Here is an 18,726-nt window from a genome sequence, read left to right as displayed (position 1 = left end):
TTAATGTAAACAGATTAAAATTAAAGATCTGTCCACATTAAAGGGAGTATTTTTGTGCCTAAAATACTAATAAATATTAGAAGAGTATATATCATATTTAAAATAAATAATGACAAAAAATGATATAATTTGAAAATCTAATAATAAAATTATTACAAATTATGCTATAATTGATTCATAATAGAAATTGAGTTTAAATTTACAGGAGAATGCAAGAGGAGAGCTTTTTTATGAATATAGTAAGTCTAGGCGTTACGATATAAAATGAAAACAATTACTTATAAAACTTTTTCATATACTTATTATGAATTCTATTGACTAACGGAACTACAGTATTTGTTGTATTTAATGACAATAAATTATAATGATCTGTATTAAAATCAAAGAACGGTCAATAAAATTGTATATATAAGTTAGATTCAAATTAACTGATTAATTAGTACAAGCTGTTGATTTTAGCATATATGAAGATAATAAATATATAATTTATAACAATTTACAGTAATTTTTAAAGTTAATAATTAATATAATCAAGAGTAATAATTTTGAAATTGAAAAGTATTATGGTGAAAAGATATCTGAATTTAAGTGAATTGAATACTCAATAGACTTTTTAAAATTAAGGAAAATTATAGTTAATTTATAGTATATAAACTAACTATATCAAAAATAAATTATAATAAAGAGAGGAAAAGAGATGAAAGTAAAGAAGATTATTTTATCAAGTTTAATATTATTATTACTAATGACAATTGGGGTGTATGCAGCAGGTAAGCATATAGTAGATGATGCCAAAGTTCTAAAACAAGATACTATTAATACTGTTGAAGAAAACTTAGCCAAAATAGAAAAGAATACAGATGTAATAGTTAAATTTGATGTAGTCAAAACATTGAATGGAAAAAGTATTGATGATTACTCGAAAGAATATGCAAAGAGCAATATAAGTGGAGAGCAATACATTTTATTTGTAACATCAATAGGTGATAAGAAAAATAAAATTTTAGTTGGCGATAAGGCAAATGACATTTTGTCTCAATCAGATATATCCAATATTGTTGCATTACCAAATTCAGACTTTAAAGCTAACAATTTTGATAGTGGAATTATGAAAGTTGGAAAGGCACTCGATGAAAAAGTTACAACTAAGGCAGTTAATACTGGCAAAGCTGAAGTGGTAAAGGATGGTTATTCAAAAACTGTATCCCATAAAACAAATTATTTTGGGGTATTTGTTATTATAATAGTTATTATATTAATTGCAATAATATTATTTAAAGTCATAAAAAATAAAATGAATAAAGATTATGAAGAAAGAAAAAGGAAATTCGCTGAGGAAAATAATTTAGAATCATATTTAGATTCTGATGATAACTCATTTCATTCAGGCAATATAAGTAAAAGTGAAACAAAACAAAATTATTCAAGTCATGGAAATGACTCGGATTATAGAAACAATAATGAGTCTTCTTCTAATTTTAATAACAATAATTCAGCTTTTAATAATAACTCAACAAGGACATCAGATAATGCATCAAATAATTATGATACATATCCTTCAGGCAGCCATGTAAATAATACTACTATAATAAATAACAACAATAGTAATAATGATTTTCTAGAAGGTATGATCGTAGGTGAAATGATATCTGAATCTTCACGTAACCATCATGAACATTATGATGAGCATTATCATGAAGAACATGGATATAGAGATGATAACGAACATTATAGGGAAACTTCATCATATAATTCTAATAGCTTGGATAACAACAGTTCTAAGGAGTCTAACTCATCATCAGATTCAAGTAGCGATTCAGTATATTTATCTGGTAATTGGGATTCAGATAATAGTACAAGCGGTTGGGACTCAGATAGTGATTCAAGTTCGGATTCAGATGGTTCATCATCTAGTTGGGGATCAGATGACGACTCAAGTTCAAGATCAGAAGAATCATCATCTAGTTGGGATTCAGATAGCGACTCAAGTTCAAGTTCAGATGACTCATCATCTAGCTCAGATTCTGGATCTAGTGATTGGTAAAATAAGATGGACAAAACCAATTTATTTAAAGTTATAACAGTGGAAGCATCTATAACAGCAAAGCCTTTTTTTGAAAAACGTGGCTATCATATAGTGAGGCAGCAAGAAGTTGAAAGAAAGGGGCAATTATTAACTAATTTTGTAATGAAAAAATTATTGTAAGTATTTATACTTACCTTATTGTTCAAAGAGAATTTGCGGTATATTTTATAGCTAAAATAACGCGTAATTTTAGAAAATTGAGCGTTAAAGTAAATTAAAAAGGCACTGCAGAAGTGCCTTTTAAGAAAAAGTCAAAAGAATATTATTATATATTATAAATTTATAATCATATTTAAGAGGGGCTATAGGAATTTCAGTGGAGTTAGCGGGTATTCGAATAAGTTGTTGTATTTTTCTATCAGAATCGACAACTATTAATAGCCCTTCAACATAAGGCTCATGATTCTGGACTTTATAGCTAACATTTTCTCTTAAATTCAGATCTTTCATGGCATAAAAGCCCTGGGAATACGTTTTTAACTGAGCGGTAATTGTTATTGTATTAAAGGTAAATAATAGGAGTAAAAAGATAGAAAGAGTATATATGAATTTTTTCATTTGATAAGCCTTCTTTCATAATTTTAAGGTATATACTATATAACTAAAATTATTATGTGAGGATGTAATAAAAATATTCATTAAAAGTTATGCTCTAAAAGTGAGAAGCCAAGTTTTATATTTGGGTTCTTAAGTTTAGAGCATTTTATATTGCGATGGAGGAATTTTACACATAAGCTTTTGAGTTTATTAAGTAGTCTATTTATAGTAGAGAGGGAATGTCGCAGATGCAAGCTATTTGATAAAAAATGTGCATGGTGTATTTACTACGCACTTTCCACATACTTCACTACCTATACTGTTTGGCTCATCACCAGATTCATCGGTGTAAGAACTTCCAAACTCTGTATATAATTCTGCATTTTTCATTAGCACCATATAGCATTTGTGTCTATCATATCCATCTAAAGTTAATGCACCTGATGGACAATGTTTTACACATACACCACAGCTTCCATTCTTTTTATACAAGCAAAGCTCTTCTTTTAAAGGAGAATCTGCTTTTACATCTAGATTTGTTACAATGGTGTTATACCTTCCACAGCATCCAACCTTAGTTATAAGCATATTATTGATACCAAAGGTTCCAAGACCAGCTGCTTTTGCAAAATGTCTATGGGACCAATTGCTTTTTAATATCTTCTGGTCAAATGTAGAAGCCTCAGGCGAAATATCTGCATGATATCCAAGTTTTCGCAGTTCTGATATCATATATTCATTAAGCTTAACAAACATTGCATTAGTTTCTTCATAAGCTAATGCCCATTCGGGAGAGGAAACATCACCAGGAGTTCCATTGGTTTTAGCCAATTCTTTAGTGAATGGGACAAAGTATGCTATGACAATTGATGCATCGGAAAGTACATCGGTTGGTAATTTATGAGTTGGTGTAATAAGCCCCTTAAAATTTAAAATGTAAGGATCATTAGCATCAGCAAAACCTACTAAAGGATCACCCCATCTTGTTGAAATATTATCTTGCCTTTCATATTCTTTAATAAAGCTTTTTATCAATTTAGTGATTTTTTCTTTCATAACTAAAGCAAATCCTCTCTTTATATAAGCTAATTCTTTTAACATTTATAATTTTAGATAAGTACGACTATTATTTTTGATATCTATATTATATCGCTTCTGTTAGGTAAATCTTTGCTAAAATACAGTTGTTTTTTAGTCTATTTTTTGATGTTTCTTCTAAACTCAGCAGGTGATATTTTTTCTGAGTTTTTAAATACCTTGGTAAATGATGAATTGTGTTCATAGCCAACCATTTGAGAAATTTGCAAAACTGTTAAGTTTGTATTTAAAAGGAGTTCTTTTGCTCTTTTTACTCTTAAATTTTGTATGTATTCAGTAGGAGAAACGCTCATATTATTTTTAAACCATTCACTATAATAACTGACGTTGTAATGCTCTATATCTGCTAGCTTTTTTAAATCAATATCTTCGGTAAAATTATCATTAATATATTTAATGGAATTAGGTGAATTTCCAGTAGTAATAAAATTATAAAAGTAGAGGAATAAGTTATTTATAGAGCTAGATGTTTTGTGAACATCAGCTTCATTTAACAATAAATATCTTATTGCTTTCCATTTTTCATCAAACAAAATATCCTGTCCACCACACATTTTTTCCATGTCATATTTGTTGAGCATTTTATCAGGTATATCTAATACTAGGAATTCATTAGTATTATCAGCATTAAAAGTATGTTTGCAATCTGGAGGAAGAAAGAATAATGAATCATCTTTTAAATCTAATTTCTTATAATCAGTTTCTATAGAAAGGGCACCTTTAAGTGGCAAGATAAGTTGTCCATATTCATGAGCATGAGTATCACTTTTAAAACTATATATTCTACGCTCACATTTTATATTATTCAAGAGTATTACTCCTTTCTTTTATTATAATTTACGATTTATATATTAAATTTATTATATCATAAATATGGAGGTGCTATTTTAGATACCATAACAAAATAAGCTATCATGATGATAGCCATATAGTTATTATTTACATTATTTTGTCATGAAAAATATAGGTTTCGATTAAGTTTATACATTTTAGCTTTAATTGAGAGCTTGGCTTTATAGATTTTTAATGTAGATTTATTATATTGAACATATACACTAATATTTTTTTGATTTTTAATCATATGTTATTAAATTTCTTTTTTCTGTATTGAGAAGGAGTACACCCTAGTGTTTTATGAAATATTTCCGTAAAATAGCTTGAACCTGTAAATCCACATTGAAGTGCTATTTCAGTAACTGAAAGGGAAGAAATCTTTAGGAGTTCAATGCTCTTTTCTAGACGATATTCTGTTAAATAGGAAACAGGAGTCTTATTCAAAATAAGCTTGAAAATATCACAACAGCTACTACGACATACATTTCCAGCAGCGGCAATCTCATTTAAAGTGATTCTTTTTTGATAATTTTTCTGTATATATCCCGTCATATTATGCATAGCTTCAAGTTTTTTGTCATCAGCTGTTTCTTGAATGGAAATGCTATCTTTTATATTGTTATAAAGGCTGAAACATATTGTATTAAAAAGGCTCATGACATGTAATTCAAATCCATCCTTTTCTTCATTACATAACTCATAAACGTTTTTCAAAAGTTCAATCAAGTTTCTTTGCCAAGTGATTTCGGGATTCAATATAAAAAATGGGTTGGAGGTATCTTCACATACCGGCAGTATATAAGTTTCCTTGATTCTTGTAATGCTAGAAATAATGGATGGTGGAAACAAAATACATATAAAATTACAATCAGAGCCATCAGTAGAATATCCATAATGCATTTGTTCAGAATTTATAAAAATTGCCTGCCCTTCTTGCAATTCATAGCTTTTTCCATTTACGGAATACGACATTTTACCCTTTAAAAGCAATGTGAATTCCCAATCGGTATGCCAATGATTAGCAGCAGCCATAGCTGGATAATCTGAAAGCAAGGACTTTTTCGCACGAACAGGAAAATCTGCGAAGTTATAAGATACAACTTCTGAGTTATCATTTAATAGTGTCATCTTTAGCATAGTTTCCCCTCCAAACGGTATGAATATCAATTAATATACTATTGTTATAAAAATATAGCTTATTCTTATATTTTTAGCAGTTATTATGGAATATTATTATAATATAAACAATGAAAGAAAGCAATTGAAGAAGAAAGTAATTTTCATGGAAAAACTAAACCTAGTATATCTATAGGGGGAACTGATTGTGAGAGGAATGAAGAGAATATTATATCAGAATTAAAATCTTTTCTGTAGTCATATTAATTTAAAAAGGTGGGAAAAGAGAAATGAAAGCCAAAAGACTAAACTTAGATAAAGCAAATATAGTATTTATTGGGCTTGTTATAATAAATATATGTGCATCCTACCTTGTTGGCAGCACAGGAATTTATGCGGCTACAGCTTTTCGTGAATATGGCAGGATAGATTTGTTTAATGCTATGTTTGTAATAGAACCACTAGCAAGAAGCATATCATTACTTATTTCTGGCAGAGCAGGAGAATATTTTGGACGTAAACAATTGTATATATGGAGTGTAGGTGCGTTCGCTTTAAGTGTTGGAATTAGTGCAGCAGCATCAAGTGGAACTGTATTTCTTATTGCTAGAGGAGCTTCAGGTTTCTTTTGGGGACTATTTTTTGCAAATGTATTTACTATGATAAACGACATAGTATGTGAAGAAGAGTATCCAGTTAGGATTGGAATTATGCAGACAGTTTATTCTTTGACGCTCATTTTGGGTCCAGTACTTTGTGGAATATTTACAGAGAGATGGAGTTGGAGAATATCCCTTGCTATACTATTTCCTTTATTTATAATCGGAATGATATTTGTGGGATTTTTTATGCCAAGAAGTAAAACAAAAAATAGAATCATTATAAAAAGCAGCATAAAGGAATATGATAAAGGAGAAAATCTTCATATAAATAGAAGCAATAAAGAAGAATTATTTATTGTAAAATTACTAAAACAAAAGGGATATTTAACAATTATTTTAATTACTTTTATAGCTACATGCATTTCATGTAGTGGTAATTATATACCACTTTATGCACAGACAGTTTTAGGAGCAAACACTACCATTAGTGCTGTTGTTCTTGCTCCTTGCAATATCTTTGTTATGATATTATCGAGTGCCTCTGGCATATATATTTCAAAGAAAGGTTGTACAAAGACGATTTTTATATTGATGTCGGGCGCTATTTTGATAGGAACACTTATTTATGTAGTAACATTGTTTATATCAAGTTACTTTGTGATTATATTATCTACTGCAATAATTGGTATTGGAGTTGGAATACATCAAGTTGTTCCATTTGCTTTTGCACAGAGGCATTTAGATGATAAACTAATTGCAGAAGGAATATCATTTATTAGCTTTGTACAAGGCATTGCAGGAGTTATTGCAGGAATGATATATTCAGCAACAATGAGAAATGGAATAGCATTTTCATTGGCATTTACAATTGTTTATAGTGTTTCTTTAATATTAATTGCTATATTTAAATACAAAGTACCTCAAGGTGAAAAATAAGTATTTTATACTAATGAAGTTTTGCAGATGTTAGATATTAATAAAATAATTATATAGATAAAGAAAAGGGGAATAGAAAGATGAATCAAAAGGAAAGAATGCTAGCAGGATTACCATATAAAGCTTGGTTAGATGGACTTAGTGAAGAAAGAATGGAAAATAAGCTAAAAATACATGAATATAATTTACTTAGTCCAGATGAAATGAATAGAATGGAGGACCTTATTAAAGATATTTTAGGTAAGACTGGTGATAAAGTTTGTATAGAGCAGCCATTTCACTGTGATTATGGTAAAAATATTGAAGTAGGCAATAACTTTTTTGCTAATTATAACTGCACGATATTAGATGTAGGAAAGGTAATAATAGGTGAGAATGTTTTGTTTGCACCTAATGTATCAATTTATACTGCTGGGCATCCAATTCATCCAGAGTCAAGAAATTCAGGTTATGAGTATGGAATTGACGTTATAATTGGTGATAATGTGTGGGTAGGGGGAAGTGTTGTAATAAATCCAGGTGTTAAAATTGGAAATAATGTTGTAATTGGTTCTGGAAGTGTAGTTACTAAAGACATTCCAGATAATGTGATAGCGGTAGGAAATCCATGTAGGGTTGTGCGTGAGATTACTGAAGAAGATCGTAAATATTATTATAAAAACAATGAGTTTGATGTTGATGATTACAACGTTTAATTAAATTTAATATATTAGCGTAGAAATTTAGAGTTAATACTAAAGGTAAAGGAAGTGTAAATATGAAAATTGAACATGTGGCTATATGGACTAAGGATATAGAAAAATTAAGAGACTTTTATGTTACTTATTTTGAAGGAGTTGCTGGAGATAAATATATTAATCATAAAAAACAATTTGAATCATATTTTATTAAATTTGATTCAGGAGCAAGACTTGAAGTTATGCAGATGCCAACAATTCCTTCAAATTTAAATGATACTATTAATCAATATATTGGGTTAATTCATATTGCCATTTCTGTAGGCAGTGTTAAAAAAGTTAATAATCTTACTGAGTCATTAAGGAATGCAGGTTATGAGGTAGTAAGTGAACCTCGTTATACTGGAGATGGATATTATGAAAGTTGTATTTTGGATCCAGATGGGAATAGAATAGAAATAACTGAGTAAGACTAATAACTTTAGGAGATATAATAATATAAAGAATATTTTACAGATGTAGTTTTCAATAAAAATATGTGTTTATTTTTTAGTGAAAATTGATATAATATAAGTAAGATTCTAAATCTATGATTTATTCAGTAAAACTTGCATATAGTGTAAGGAAATAGTATAAAAATGAAAATAGTGAAAAACATACTGCAATATGCTTTTCACTATAGTATATAATTCTAGTTGCTTAGGCAACTGGCATCACTAAGATTTTTATTTAAAAAATAGTAGCCTTCCAATTGAACCTGGGGCTACTATTTTTTTGAGATTTTTTCTATAAGAACCACTATCAATGTTAACAGCGATATTAAGAATAATCCACCTTGAAATAGTAATGTTAAAATGTCATTACTGATAAGTATCACCTCCCTTCAAAAAAGAGGTAAGTGATACCAGTAGCCCACAAAACTATTGAATTATACATGGAAATTATATCATAATATTTAAAAGGTTTCCATATAGATGGCGGTAAGAATATATAAAAATCTATTATTGTAAATGTTAATTTCTGAAATCATTGTAAATAAAAAGCTGAACAACATCATACAAGAACTATTTTAATTTCTATGATATTCTTAGAAAACAGACATAAGGAAAGGAGGAAAATAGATGTTAAACGAAGTTAGGAATGTTTGTTTTGATACAGAGCTAAGCATAGAGGCTTATAACTTTAAAGGTATCATGCAGAAGTTTCCAAATCACTTTCACGACTACTATGTCATTGGATTTATTGAGAATGGGAAAAGATATTTGTCTTGCAAAAATAAGCAGTACATTATAGAAACAGGGGATTTAATAGTGTTCAATCCTGGTGATATTCATACATGCGAACAAATTGATGACAGGACGCTTGATTATAGGTGCATTAATATTAAAAAAGATGTTATGAAAAAAATCACATTTGAAATAACAGGAAAAGAATATCTGCCTAATTTTATGGAATTTGTTTTATTCCGTAATGAACTTACATCTTCTTTAAAAGAGTTACATCTTATGATAATGGAGGAGGAGAAGGATTTAAAAAAAGAGGAATTGTTTCTATTCATAATTGAGCAATTGATAAGGGAATATTCAAATCCAGTTTCTGAAATGACTATACAGGAAGCTAGTGCAGAAATTAAGACAGTGTGCGATTATCTAGAAAATAATTATATGGAAAATATAACATTAAATCAATTAAGCAATTTAACTGGATTAAGTAAATATTATTTGTTACACTCTTTTACTAAACAAAAGGGAATATCACCATATAATTATCTTCAAACAATTCGTATTGGCAAGGCGAAAAAAATGCTGGAACAAGGAGTTGCTCCAATAGACGTAGCATTCAAAACAGGATTCACAGACCAAAGTCATTTTACAAACTTTTTTAAAAAGTTAATTGGATTAACGCCAAAGCAATATATGAATATTTTTATTAATAGATGTAGGAGTAAAGAAAATGAGTAGTAATAAAATTAAAGCAGGACATTTATCAGCAGTTATGACAATATTAATTTGGGGGACAACCTTCATTTCAACTAAAGTATTATTAAAAGATTTTACACCAATTGAAATTTTAATCTTTAGATTTGTAATTGGATATCTTACATTGCTTTGCATATGCCCATATCATATTAAAAAGGTTGAATTTAAACAAGAACTTTATTTTGCAGCAGCTGGATTAGCAGGAGTAACCTTGTATTTCCTTTGTGAAAATATCGCATTGAGCTATACCCTTGCAACTAATGTAGGTGTAATTATTTCAATTGCTCCATTTTTTACAGCTGTTTTTGCCAATCTGTTTTTAGATAATGAAAAGTTAACATCATACTTTTTTATTGGACTTACAATAGCAATAATAGGGATACTTCTTATAGAGTTTAACGGAAAATTTGTTTTAAAATTAAATCCATTTGGTGATATATTAGCAATACTTGCTGCTATTTTATGGGCGGTTTATTCTGTTGTCATGAAGAAAATTAGTCAATTTCAATATAATACCATTATCTGTACTCGCAAAGTATTTTTCTATGGATTAATTTTTATGATACCTGCCATATTTATTTGTGATTTTAAGCTTCAATTATATAGATTTACTAATGTATCAAATCTAATGAACATCTTATATCTAGGTTTTGGAGCATCTGCATTATGCTTTGTAACTTGGAATTGGTCAGTTAAGATTTTGGGAGTAGTGAAAACAAGCATATATATTTATATGGTACCTGTAATAACGGCTGCTTCATCTGCTGTTATTTTACATGAGAACATAACCTTTATTTCAATTATAGGAATTATTTTAACATTATTAGGGCTCTTTATTTCTGATGGAAAACAGATTATAAGATTTAGGAGAAAAGTAGAAACTGAGACAACAGCATAATCCTTATTTCGGAGAGCTATATGCATAAGTTTGGAACTTAGTTGTGACATCTATGCAGATAAACATATTTATAAAGTTGCTAAGACTTTAAGTTCGTATCTTCACTAGAAATCATAAATATATTTGTGGAGAAAACATTTGAAAATGAGCTATTAAAGGTTCTTAGCTGTAGGTTGTTCCATTTTAGCTTGTGAAGTGAGAGTACAAAATTTTATTTTGGGTTCTCGAACTTCCTCAGCGAATGTAATGAGTCGAGCTCCCCTAGGAAAGTTGGAGCATGCTAAAATGGATACAACCTGCTGCTTATAAGCTTCAGCGATATTTTCATAGCTTTTCGGAACAAAATATTTATGATTTCGGTAAGTTACCACATAAATTTAGTTTTAGAGTTGGATATCTACATGAAATTATATTTACATGCTTGTATAATAGTGGTACAATTTAATTCCTCAATATATAGTAATATATTGGAATTTTAAAGAAAGGTTTGGTAATGAAATATGATAGATGCAAAAGTATTGATAGAAAAAGCATTTGAGGCACAAAAGTTTTGTTATACTCCATACTCTAATTTTAATGTAGGTGCGGCTTTACTTTGTGATGATGGAACAATATATCAGGGCTGCAATATAGAAAATGCAGCATTTACACCAACAAACTGTGCAGAAAGAACAGCTTTCTTTAAAGCAATTTCTGAAGGGAAAAAAGAATTTACTGCAATAGCAGTAGTAGGAAATAAAAAAGGGGTGAAACCTGGCGAAGGAGATTTTTGTGCACCTTGTGCAGTATGTAGGCAAGTTATGGCAGAGTTCTGTGATCTAAAGACTTTTAAAATAATTATTGCTAAAAGCACAGAAGAATATTTAGAACATACATTAGAAGAACTTCTACCTTTAGCATTCACTGGTAAAAATTTGAAATAGATTATTAATAGTATAGATAAGTTATAAATAATATAGTTCATTCTTTATTTTTAATGAAATATGTATTAGAACTGCAAAATAATTATTTATATATAAAGCTGTACCCAACAGAGAATATAAGTTTTCTGTTGGGTTTATTTTATTGCTTAATATTTGATTTTTAACCGATTCTTTGATTATTATATAAGATATATTTTCTCCAATCGCAGCTAAGCTTAACAATTCAAAATTAAAAATAGAATTTAATAATTTAGCATTAAAATACGTTTGAAATACAGATTACAAGAAATAAGACAAGTTATAAAATAGTAGAGCCAATTAGTGGAGCTACTATTTTATAATTTATGTAACATGGAATATTTAATAAATGGTTCGATATAACTATTATGCATTAAGCTTTAAAGAGTATATTAAACTCGTAGTGTTTGTAATTATTTTTATTATTATGTAAAAAGTGGTATAATACGAGGATGGTCATGCTTATTATGATAAACGGGGGAATAGTATGAATATACCAATAATAAGAATAAAAAATTTAGTGAAAAAATATGATGATAGATTGATTTTTGATGATGTAAGTTTAGATATAATGAAAGGCGAAAGTATTGCTTTAACAGGGCATAATGGTATGGGAAAAAGCACATTAATAAAGATTTTGTGCGGTCTTACAAGAATAACTTCTGGAGAGGTTATTAGAGATAAAAATCTTAAATTTAATTATATTCCGGAAAATTTTTCACAGCTTAACATAAAAGCAGGTGAATATATTAAGTTAATAGGAGAGATAGAAGGAATATCAAAAGATGATTTTGTGAAGAAAACTAATTACTTATATAAGGAGTTTAACTTAGAAAATATGATAAACACTTCTATGAAAAACTTATCTAAAGGAACTCTGCAGAAGATTTCGGTAGTTCAGGCACTTTTGTCAAAACCAGATATTTTGTTATTAGATGAGCCATTATCTGGACAAGACAGTGATTCACAAAAAACGTTTATTAGAATGGTAAGAGAGCTTATAAAAGACGGCGTTACAGTAATAATGTCATGTCACGAAGTATTTTTAATAGATCAATTATCTAGTAGAATATTACAGGTTAAAGATTCTAAAATATTCGAAATTAAAAGGGCAGATATTAGCTCTGAGAAATATGCTTCAATGACTTTTTACAGAAAAGAAGCAGATAAATCCTTTGTAACTCCAAATATTAATGGGATCTACGAGTATCATGAAAATGAAGATTATATAGAATTCAAAACAAAAATAAGCGAAAGCAATAGGGTTTTAACAGAAATGATTAATAGTGGTTACACTTTAAAGTATTTTGAAAGGTAAAGGGAACGTAACTTATGTTAATATCAGTATTAAAATATAATTTTAAAATGTACATGAAGTCTCACAAATATATAATGCCTTTTTTTATTTTTATAATATATATGGTAATGGCTTATTCCATAAGATTACTTGATATTGTAGGCAGCATGGTATCTTCAGCAGCCTTTCTCTTTGCCTTAATGACATGGATTGGTTTTACTTATTGCAGCAATATAGAATTAATTGCGGAAGAAGTTTTAATATTAAAATTAAAGAGCCATACACGCTATTGGGTATCTAAAATTATTTTTATGGGTGTAGTAGGAGTATTTTTTTCTATATTATCTGTTGGACTTCCTATTATTTATAATTTAATTTGTAATGTTTTTAAATATCCTGTTACATTCAGCGATATAGTTGTTTCATTTATTATCCACATGTTTTTATCAATAATAGGAGCATTAATTGGTATGTTATTACAACCAAGAATAATATCAAATAGAAAAATGGCAATACTAGGTGCAATCTTTATTGTATTAATGAGCATAATTAAAGGACCAGTAATTAATGAGGTTCCATATTCAAAATATGTGATGTGGATTTTTCCTCCTATAAATGAAGTTTCAACAGCATATTTAGATCTTATGCATTTTAATATAGCTAATTTAATTATGCCATTAATTATTATGATAATTTATATTTTTATAGAGAGTTTTATATTAATAAAGAGAATGAAAAAAGTATTATTTTAAGATGAGGTGAAAAATATGCTAATAAATACAGAGAGATTAATTATTCGTGATTTTCAACATAAAGATAAAGAAAATTTAATGAAAATCATATGGCAAAAAGATGTAATAAGGTTTATGAAAGACTGGTCTGAAAATAGCACTGTTAAAGGAAGGCTTTCAGGCTATATTGATTGGCTTAAGACACAAAAGGATTCAAAGGATATTTATGAAAATAAAAGATATGCTGTGACATTAAAGGAAACAGATGAGTTAATTGGCATGGTTGGAATGGGATTAGAAGATACACTAAATGAAGTTGAAATGGCATATTTTATAGATGAAGATCATGCTGGAAATGGATATGCAACAGAAGCACTAAGAGCATTGTATGAATGGTGCATAAGCGTATCAGACATTCCATATATGATTCTTACTATCGATTGTGAAAATATCGCGTCATGTAAAGTGGCAGAAAAAGCGCAATTTAAATTGTTTGAGAAAAGAACTCCAATTGGTCACAAACAACCTAATATGGAGAGCGATAGTTACTTCTACTATCGCAAATATCGTTAAAGTTTTGATGATTCTTATTGTAATTAATTATTTTAACTTTGTATAGAAAGATAATTAGAAGGGGTATGAAACAAATATGCAATTCTATAATATTATTGAAAATTTAAAATTAATATATAGAGAAGTTGTATTATTATTGAATAAATATGATTGCTACATAAGGAGCTGTGTTTATATGTAAAAATATCATTAAAGGAGTAAAATTAAAATGGCAGGAAAAGTAGAGGAATACTTAGATAGTCTAGGAATTAAAAATGTTAATAGAGAGAAAGATTATAAACTGAATTTAAGAAAAGAAACTCAAAATTTCATAATTTGTTATACTCAATTTGATAAGAAATGCATAGATAAAGTGTATAATGTCCTTGAAGATAACTATAATAGGATTACTAATAACTTAAATAAGCAGCTTAACGAAAAATTAACTATAGAAATACACCCAGACCATAATGAACTTCATATGGCATTAGGATTTCCAAATGCGCCTGACTGGGTGAGAGGCGGAATTGGGGTGGGTAAAATTGTAATAGCATCACCTTTAAATCCACCACCAGGTTCTGATTTTTATAACGTATTAAATACAGCGGTTCACGAATTTGTACACATGATAGTAAATAAGATAAATGATAATACACCTAGATGGCTAAATGAAGGAATAGCGTGTTATGAAGCAAAAGACAATAATGAAAACTGGATAATAAAAACTGTCAAAAATGGATTAGAAAATAATATTATTCCTACATTTAAAGAACTAGATACAGGAGCGGATTTTGAAACCTTTTTTGCACGTAATGGATATCAATACTCATATACCATAGTAGAATCAATAATTAAACTATTTGGATATGAAAAGTTACGCAATTTAATAAAGCAACCCAATAGTATTGTAGAGATTTTTGGAATGACAGAAGAGGAGCTTCAAGATAAATGGATTGATTATATAAAAGTCAATTACCTGCAAAGTTAGTATAAATAAGAATTTATTTTTAGGAGATACAATGAAAATAAGAGAAGAATATACGTGTCCTTTAGAACTAGTACACGATATGATTAAAGGAAAATGGAAATCTATTATATTATGGCGATTGCGATTAGCCCCTACATCATTGGCTAAATTAGAAAGAGATATTGATGGAATTAATCAAAAAATGCTATTAGAGCAATTAAAAGAATTAATTGATTATGGGTTTGTGGAAAAGAAATCATTTGATGGTTATCCTCTTCGTGTGGAATACTCTTTAACAATAGATATGGGAATGAAGATTATAGATGCCCTAAAAATCATGCAATCTATTGGAATTGATTACTTAAAGGAACATGGTATGGAAAAGACATTGATTGAAAAAAAGGTTATTCCAGAGTAATACCCACAAAAAAGTTAGTAATTTACGTTATAAAAGCTCTTTGCTATAATTTGCCTATAAATAATAGCTTTGGGGGTAATATATGATAGCAACAAGTGCAGGTATTATAAATGGGATTATTCAAGATCAATATGGTAGTCGTGGAGAACATTTTAATGAGAATGGAGTCCCAACTTTTTCTCTTCCATTAAAAATTGCAAATGCTCCAGTAAATACTGCTTCATTTGCAATAGTATTAGAAGATAAAGATGCCTATCCAGTAACAGGAGGTTTTGCTTGGATACATTGGCTTGCAGCCAATATTACAAGGAGTGAATTGAAAGATAATGAGAGCCAGACAGCAGGGGATTTTATACAAGGCACAAATAGCTGGACTAGCTTGCAGGGTAATCAGCAATCAAAAGAACTTTCTTGTTATTATGGTGGTATGACACCACCAGATAAAGCACATGTTTATGAGTTTCATGTTTTTGCTTTAGATAAACTGCTAAATCTAAAAAAAGGATTTTTATTAAATGAATTATATCATGAAATGGATGGACATATTTTGGAGCGATATACTCTAAAGGGAATTTATAAGAATTAGTAAGTATAGAAATATAAGTGATATTGCTTTGCTGAAGTGAATATGCAATTTAGACAAAATATTGGAGGATAAATTAGAAATGACAATATTAGAGAGTGATAGATTGATTTTAAGACCTTGGAAAAATTCTGATTTAGATGATTTACATGAATTTATGTCAAATGAAAAAGTTGCAAATTTAGCAGGCTTTAGTGTGAAGAACAACAAAGAAGAGAGCCTAAAGATTTTGAAGCAATTTATCATAGATTCTTCCGATTCATTATGGGCAGTTGAATTAAAAAATATTAATAAAGTAATTGGATGGATTGAATTACATAAATATTCAGAAGGAATATATATAAATTCAAAAGAAATAGGATGTGTTTTATCACAAAAATATTGGGGGCAAGGTTTAATGCCAGAAGCGCTTAGACAAGTTCTTAGTTATGGATTTAATGAAGAAGAGCTTGATTCTATTGTGTGTTCTCATTTTGTAAACAATAATCAGTCTAAGAGAGCAATTGAAAAGTCTGGATTTAAGTATGCTAAAGCGAATGATAATAAAGTTTATTACTGCTTGAACAAAAGCGATTTTTAATTATACTTTATATTTCCAGAGTCATTAAGTATTAAAAATATATAATATATTGCCACAATATGATAAAATATTAGAGAATTTTGTTACTTGAGGTGATTTGATGGTAAAATGGAAGGCGGATTATGAAGTTGGGGTAAAACTCATTGATGAGCAGCATGAAAAATTATTTGAGATTGCGGATCGTGCTTATAAATTATTAACAAATGATTTTATACTTGATAAGTATGATAGAATTACTGAAATACTTGGGGAATTAAAAGAGTATACTATATTTCATTTTAAATCTGAAGAGGAATATATGTTGAGTGTAGGATATAAAAAATTCTTATCACATAAAGTAATACATGAAGATTTTATAAAATCTATTGATAATATTGATTTACACGAAATAGATTTAAATCAAGATGAGTCAGTAAAGAAGATATTAGAATTTGTTGTAGATTGGATAGATAAGCATATTTTAAATGAAGATAAGTTTATAGTAGAGAATTAATAAGAATATTTTAGCTGTTAAGCTAGTGTTCAGAAAACTATATTATAATAAATCTTGTAAAAAAGTTTTAATTAGTATACCTTAGTTAATTTTGCAGCCACTAGTTGGCTGTATTTTTTATTCTTCAGAAATTTATGATAAAGTAAAATATATAGAAAATTTATAGAAAAGCATATTCAAGTAGGTTCTATGTAGAAAAAGAATAAAAAAGAAAATATATTCGCCTGCCAAATTTTTCTCACATGCGTTCGAAAAGGCAGATGCGTAAAAAATCTACACCTATGAAAAGAGTGCGAAGCACAATACGGAACTTAACTAAAATCGCATGCGATTTTTTGTCGTAATTTTTGTTACGAAAAAGTAAAAGTAATTATATAAATTTACGAATATAGCCATATAGATAATTTGAAATAAAATTTATGGGGTGGTTTATATGGAAATAAAATTAAATGAGATTGAAATGTTAACAATATTACAAGCATTAGAAGTTCTACATGATCAAGCTACAGAATATAAAGACCTTATATATGAGGATAATAAAGATTTTCTAGTGGATATAAATAAAACTAGAATGGTACATAATAAGTTATTAGTTCAAGCTAAAAATGAAGGGATAATTAAGAAAAAAGTCAGCTTGATTTAAAAGAAGAGATGAAGGCAGGTTAAACAGAGGTGTTTAATCTGCCTTTCATTATATTAATTAAAATAAAAGTACTTTAGGATAAATAATTTCTATTTATAGTGAGATATATCTCCGTATAATAGTATTTTTGGCACTCCATTTTCTACGTGTATTTTTGAAAGGCTAGCTGATTCTATATCTGGATTTTCACAAATATCACAAATATTTTGACTCATGAAATGTGACATAATAACTTTTAAGGTAATTCTATGTGTAACAATAACAATACTTTTGCCTTGATTTAAATTAATAATTTCTTCAATTGAGGGTATGACCCTAGCTTTCAATTCTTCATAAGATTCTCCTTCATCAGTTGGAACATATACAGAAGGGTTATTCCAAAAATTTTCCCAAGTTTCGGGATATTTATTAATAATATCTGTTTGATTCATGCCCTCCCATTTTCCCATATGGATTTCTTTCAATTCTTTCCTTGCGTTTATAGGAATGTTTCGATTATGTTGGATGATTTTAGCCGTATCATAAGCGCGTTTACTTTCACTAGAGTATATTAAATCAACTTTTTCATTAATAAGTCTATCACGCAATTTTTTAGCTTGAGATATGCCAAATTCAGTTAAAGGGGAATCTTTATGGCCTTGCATTCGTTTTTCTAGATTCCATTTTGTTTGTCCATGTCTAATTAAATATAAAATAGTCTGTCCCATAGTTCACTCCTAAATATTTTATTATAAAAAATGCCGGCGATAATTTATAAA

23 protein-coding genes and 1 pseudogene are annotated in these 18,726 nt (G+C 28.6%); 18 read left to right on the top strand and 6 right to left on the bottom strand.

Features of this window, described 5'->3' with window-relative positions; all coding sequences use genetic code 11:
* The first annotated feature begins 697 nt into the window (after positions 1–697).
* Positions 698–2,044: a TPM domain-containing protein gene (locus tag AXY43_RS05385; RefSeq protein WP_105411151.1), complete on the top strand. Its 1,347-nt coding sequence runs from the start codon at positions 698–700 to the stop codon at positions 2,042–2,044.
* Between the two features lie 36 nt (positions 2,045–2,080).
* Positions 2,081–2,206, top strand: a pseudogene (locus AXY43_RS05380) (GNAT family N-acetyltransferase); the annotation flags it as partial.
* A 120-nt stretch (positions 2,207–2,326) separates the two neighbouring features.
* Here the strand turns inward: AXY43_RS05380 and AXY43_RS05375 are convergent.
* From AXY43_RS05375 to AXY43_RS05360, 4 genes are all read right to left on the bottom strand, one after another.
* Positions 2,327–2,644, bottom strand: coding sequence for a hypothetical protein (locus AXY43_RS05375; protein ID WP_039769158.1), 318 nt, complete (start codon positions 2,642–2,644; stop codon positions 2,327–2,329).
* 234 nt (positions 2,645–2,878) lie between these two features.
* Positions 2,879–3,679 carry an epoxyqueuosine reductase gene (locus AXY43_RS05370; protein ID WP_039769160.1) on the bottom strand — a complete coding sequence of 267 codons (801 nt, stop codon included), beginning with the start codon at positions 3,677–3,679 and terminating at the stop codon, positions 2,879–2,881.
* A 140-nt stretch (positions 3,680–3,819) separates the two neighbouring features.
* Positions 3,820–4,530: an AraC family transcriptional regulator gene (locus tag AXY43_RS05365; RefSeq protein ID WP_039769161.1), complete on the bottom strand. Its 711-nt coding sequence runs from the start codon at positions 4,528–4,530 to the stop codon at positions 3,820–3,822.
* A gap of 268 nt (positions 4,531–4,798) precedes the next feature.
* Positions 4,799–5,692, bottom strand: coding sequence for an AraC family transcriptional regulator (locus AXY43_RS05360; RefSeq protein ID WP_039769163.1), 894 nt, complete (start codon positions 5,690–5,692; stop codon positions 4,799–4,801).
* 269 nt (positions 5,693–5,961) lie between these two features.
* Between AXY43_RS05360 and AXY43_RS05350 the strand changes: the two genes are divergently transcribed.
* From AXY43_RS05350 to AXY43_RS05340, 3 genes are all read left to right on the top strand, one after another.
* Positions 5,962–7,209: an MFS transporter gene (locus tag AXY43_RS05350; RefSeq protein ID WP_105411150.1), complete on the top strand. Its 1,248-nt coding sequence runs from the start codon at positions 5,962–5,964 to the stop codon at positions 7,207–7,209.
* Positions 7,210–7,289: 80 nt separating this feature from the next.
* On the top strand, positions 7,290–7,904 hold the full coding sequence (locus tag AXY43_RS05345) for a sugar O-acetyltransferase (RefSeq protein ID WP_039769167.1): 615 nt from the start codon (positions 7,290–7,292) through the stop codon (positions 7,902–7,904).
* A 62-nt stretch (positions 7,905–7,966) separates the two neighbouring features.
* Complete coding sequence (locus tag AXY43_RS05340) at positions 7,967–8,356, top strand: VOC family protein (protein ID WP_039769169.1); 390 nt, start codon at positions 7,967–7,969, stop codon at positions 8,354–8,356.
* Positions 8,357–8,652: 296 nt separating this feature from the next.
* Here AXY43_RS05340 and AXY43_RS05335 read toward each other — a convergent pair whose 3' ends face one another.
* Positions 8,653–8,763, bottom strand: a complete 111-nt coding sequence (locus tag AXY43_RS05335) for a putative holin-like toxin (RefSeq protein ID WP_236892005.1) — start codon at positions 8,761–8,763, stop codon at positions 8,653–8,655.
* A gap of 244 nt (positions 8,764–9,007) precedes the next feature.
* Here AXY43_RS05335 and AXY43_RS05330 point away from each other — a divergent pair, with 244 nt between their 5' ends.
* The 13 genes from AXY43_RS05330 to AXY43_RS05275 all read left to right on the top strand — a co-directional run bounded on the left by AXY43_RS05330 (position 9,008) and on the right by AXY43_RS05275 (position 17,968).
* Positions 9,008–9,847, top strand: a complete 840-nt coding sequence (locus AXY43_RS05330) for an AraC family ligand binding domain-containing protein (protein WP_039769171.1) — start codon at positions 9,008–9,010, stop codon at positions 9,845–9,847.
* On the top strand, positions 9,840–10,763 hold the full coding sequence (locus tag AXY43_RS05325; RefSeq protein ID WP_039769174.1) for a DMT family transporter: 924 nt from the start codon (positions 9,840–9,842) through the stop codon (positions 10,761–10,763). The genes AXY43_RS05330 and AXY43_RS05325 overlap by 8 nt, the downstream gene beginning before the upstream one ends.
* Positions 10,764–11,040: 277 nt before the next feature.
* A complete protein-coding gene (locus AXY43_RS27635; protein WP_171786217.1) occupies positions 11,041–11,208 on the top strand; it encodes a hypothetical protein in 168 nt (55 codons plus the stop codon).
* 55 nt (positions 11,209–11,263) lie between these two features.
* The gene (locus AXY43_RS05320) at positions 11,264–11,686 is read left to right on the top strand and encodes a cytidine deaminase (RefSeq protein WP_031275733.1); all 423 of its coding nucleotides are present in this window, start codon (positions 11,264–11,266) and stop codon (positions 11,684–11,686) included.
* 505 nt (positions 11,687–12,191) lie between these two features.
* Positions 12,192–13,022, top strand: coding sequence for an ATP-binding cassette domain-containing protein (locus AXY43_RS05315; protein WP_039769177.1), 831 nt, complete (start codon positions 12,192–12,194; stop codon positions 13,020–13,022).
* Between the two features lie 14 nt (positions 13,023–13,036).
* Entirely contained in the window at positions 13,037–13,753 is a 717-nt protein-coding gene (locus AXY43_RS05310; protein WP_039769179.1) for a hypothetical protein, read from the top strand.
* Positions 13,754–13,768: 15 nt separating this feature from the next.
* A complete protein-coding gene (locus AXY43_RS05305) occupies positions 13,769–14,305 on the top strand; it encodes a GNAT family N-acetyltransferase (protein ID WP_077869119.1) in 537 nt (178 codons plus the stop codon).
* Between the two features lie 208 nt (positions 14,306–14,513).
* Positions 14,514–15,272: a peptidase MA family metallohydrolase gene (locus tag AXY43_RS05300; RefSeq protein WP_039769181.1), complete on the top strand. Its 759-nt coding sequence runs from the start codon at positions 14,514–14,516 to the stop codon at positions 15,270–15,272.
* Positions 15,273–15,303: 31 nt separating this feature from the next.
* Complete coding sequence (locus AXY43_RS05295) at positions 15,304–15,669, top strand: winged helix-turn-helix transcriptional regulator (protein ID WP_023974446.1); 366 nt, start codon at positions 15,304–15,306, stop codon at positions 15,667–15,669.
* An 82-nt stretch (positions 15,670–15,751) separates the two neighbouring features.
* Positions 15,752–16,255 (top strand): YbhB/YbcL family Raf kinase inhibitor-like protein, encoded by a 504-nt coding sequence (locus AXY43_RS05290; protein ID WP_039769184.1) that lies wholly within the window; start codon positions 15,752–15,754, stop codon positions 16,253–16,255.
* A gap of 79 nt (positions 16,256–16,334) precedes the next feature.
* Positions 16,335–16,832 (top strand): GNAT family N-acetyltransferase, encoded by a 498-nt coding sequence (locus AXY43_RS05285; RefSeq protein WP_039769186.1) that lies wholly within the window; start codon positions 16,335–16,337, stop codon positions 16,830–16,832.
* 100 nt (positions 16,833–16,932) lie between these two features.
* Entirely contained in the window at positions 16,933–17,325 is a 393-nt protein-coding gene (locus AXY43_RS05280) for a bacteriohemerythrin (RefSeq protein ID WP_039769188.1), read from the top strand.
* A gap of 433 nt (positions 17,326–17,758) precedes the next feature.
* Positions 17,759–17,968, top strand: coding sequence for a hypothetical protein (locus AXY43_RS05275; RefSeq protein WP_017210934.1), 210 nt, complete (start codon positions 17,759–17,761; stop codon positions 17,966–17,968).
* 89 nt (positions 17,969–18,057) lie between these two features.
* Here the strand turns inward: AXY43_RS05275 and AXY43_RS05270 are convergent, their stop codons facing one another.
* Positions 18,058–18,675: a histidine phosphatase family protein gene (locus tag AXY43_RS05270; RefSeq protein WP_039769190.1), complete on the bottom strand. Its 618-nt coding sequence runs from the start codon at positions 18,673–18,675 to the stop codon at positions 18,058–18,060.
* Between the last annotated feature and the right edge of the window lie 51 nt (positions 18,676–18,726).

The sequence above is a fragment of the Clostridium sp. MF28 genome, from assembly GCF_002969175.1.
Classification (GTDB): domain Bacteria; phylum Bacillota; class Clostridia; order Clostridiales; family Clostridiaceae; genus Clostridium; species Clostridium beijerinckii.
The sequence above is the reverse complement of the archived record's forward strand: the minus strand, read 5'-3'. Positions and strand labels throughout refer to the sequence as shown.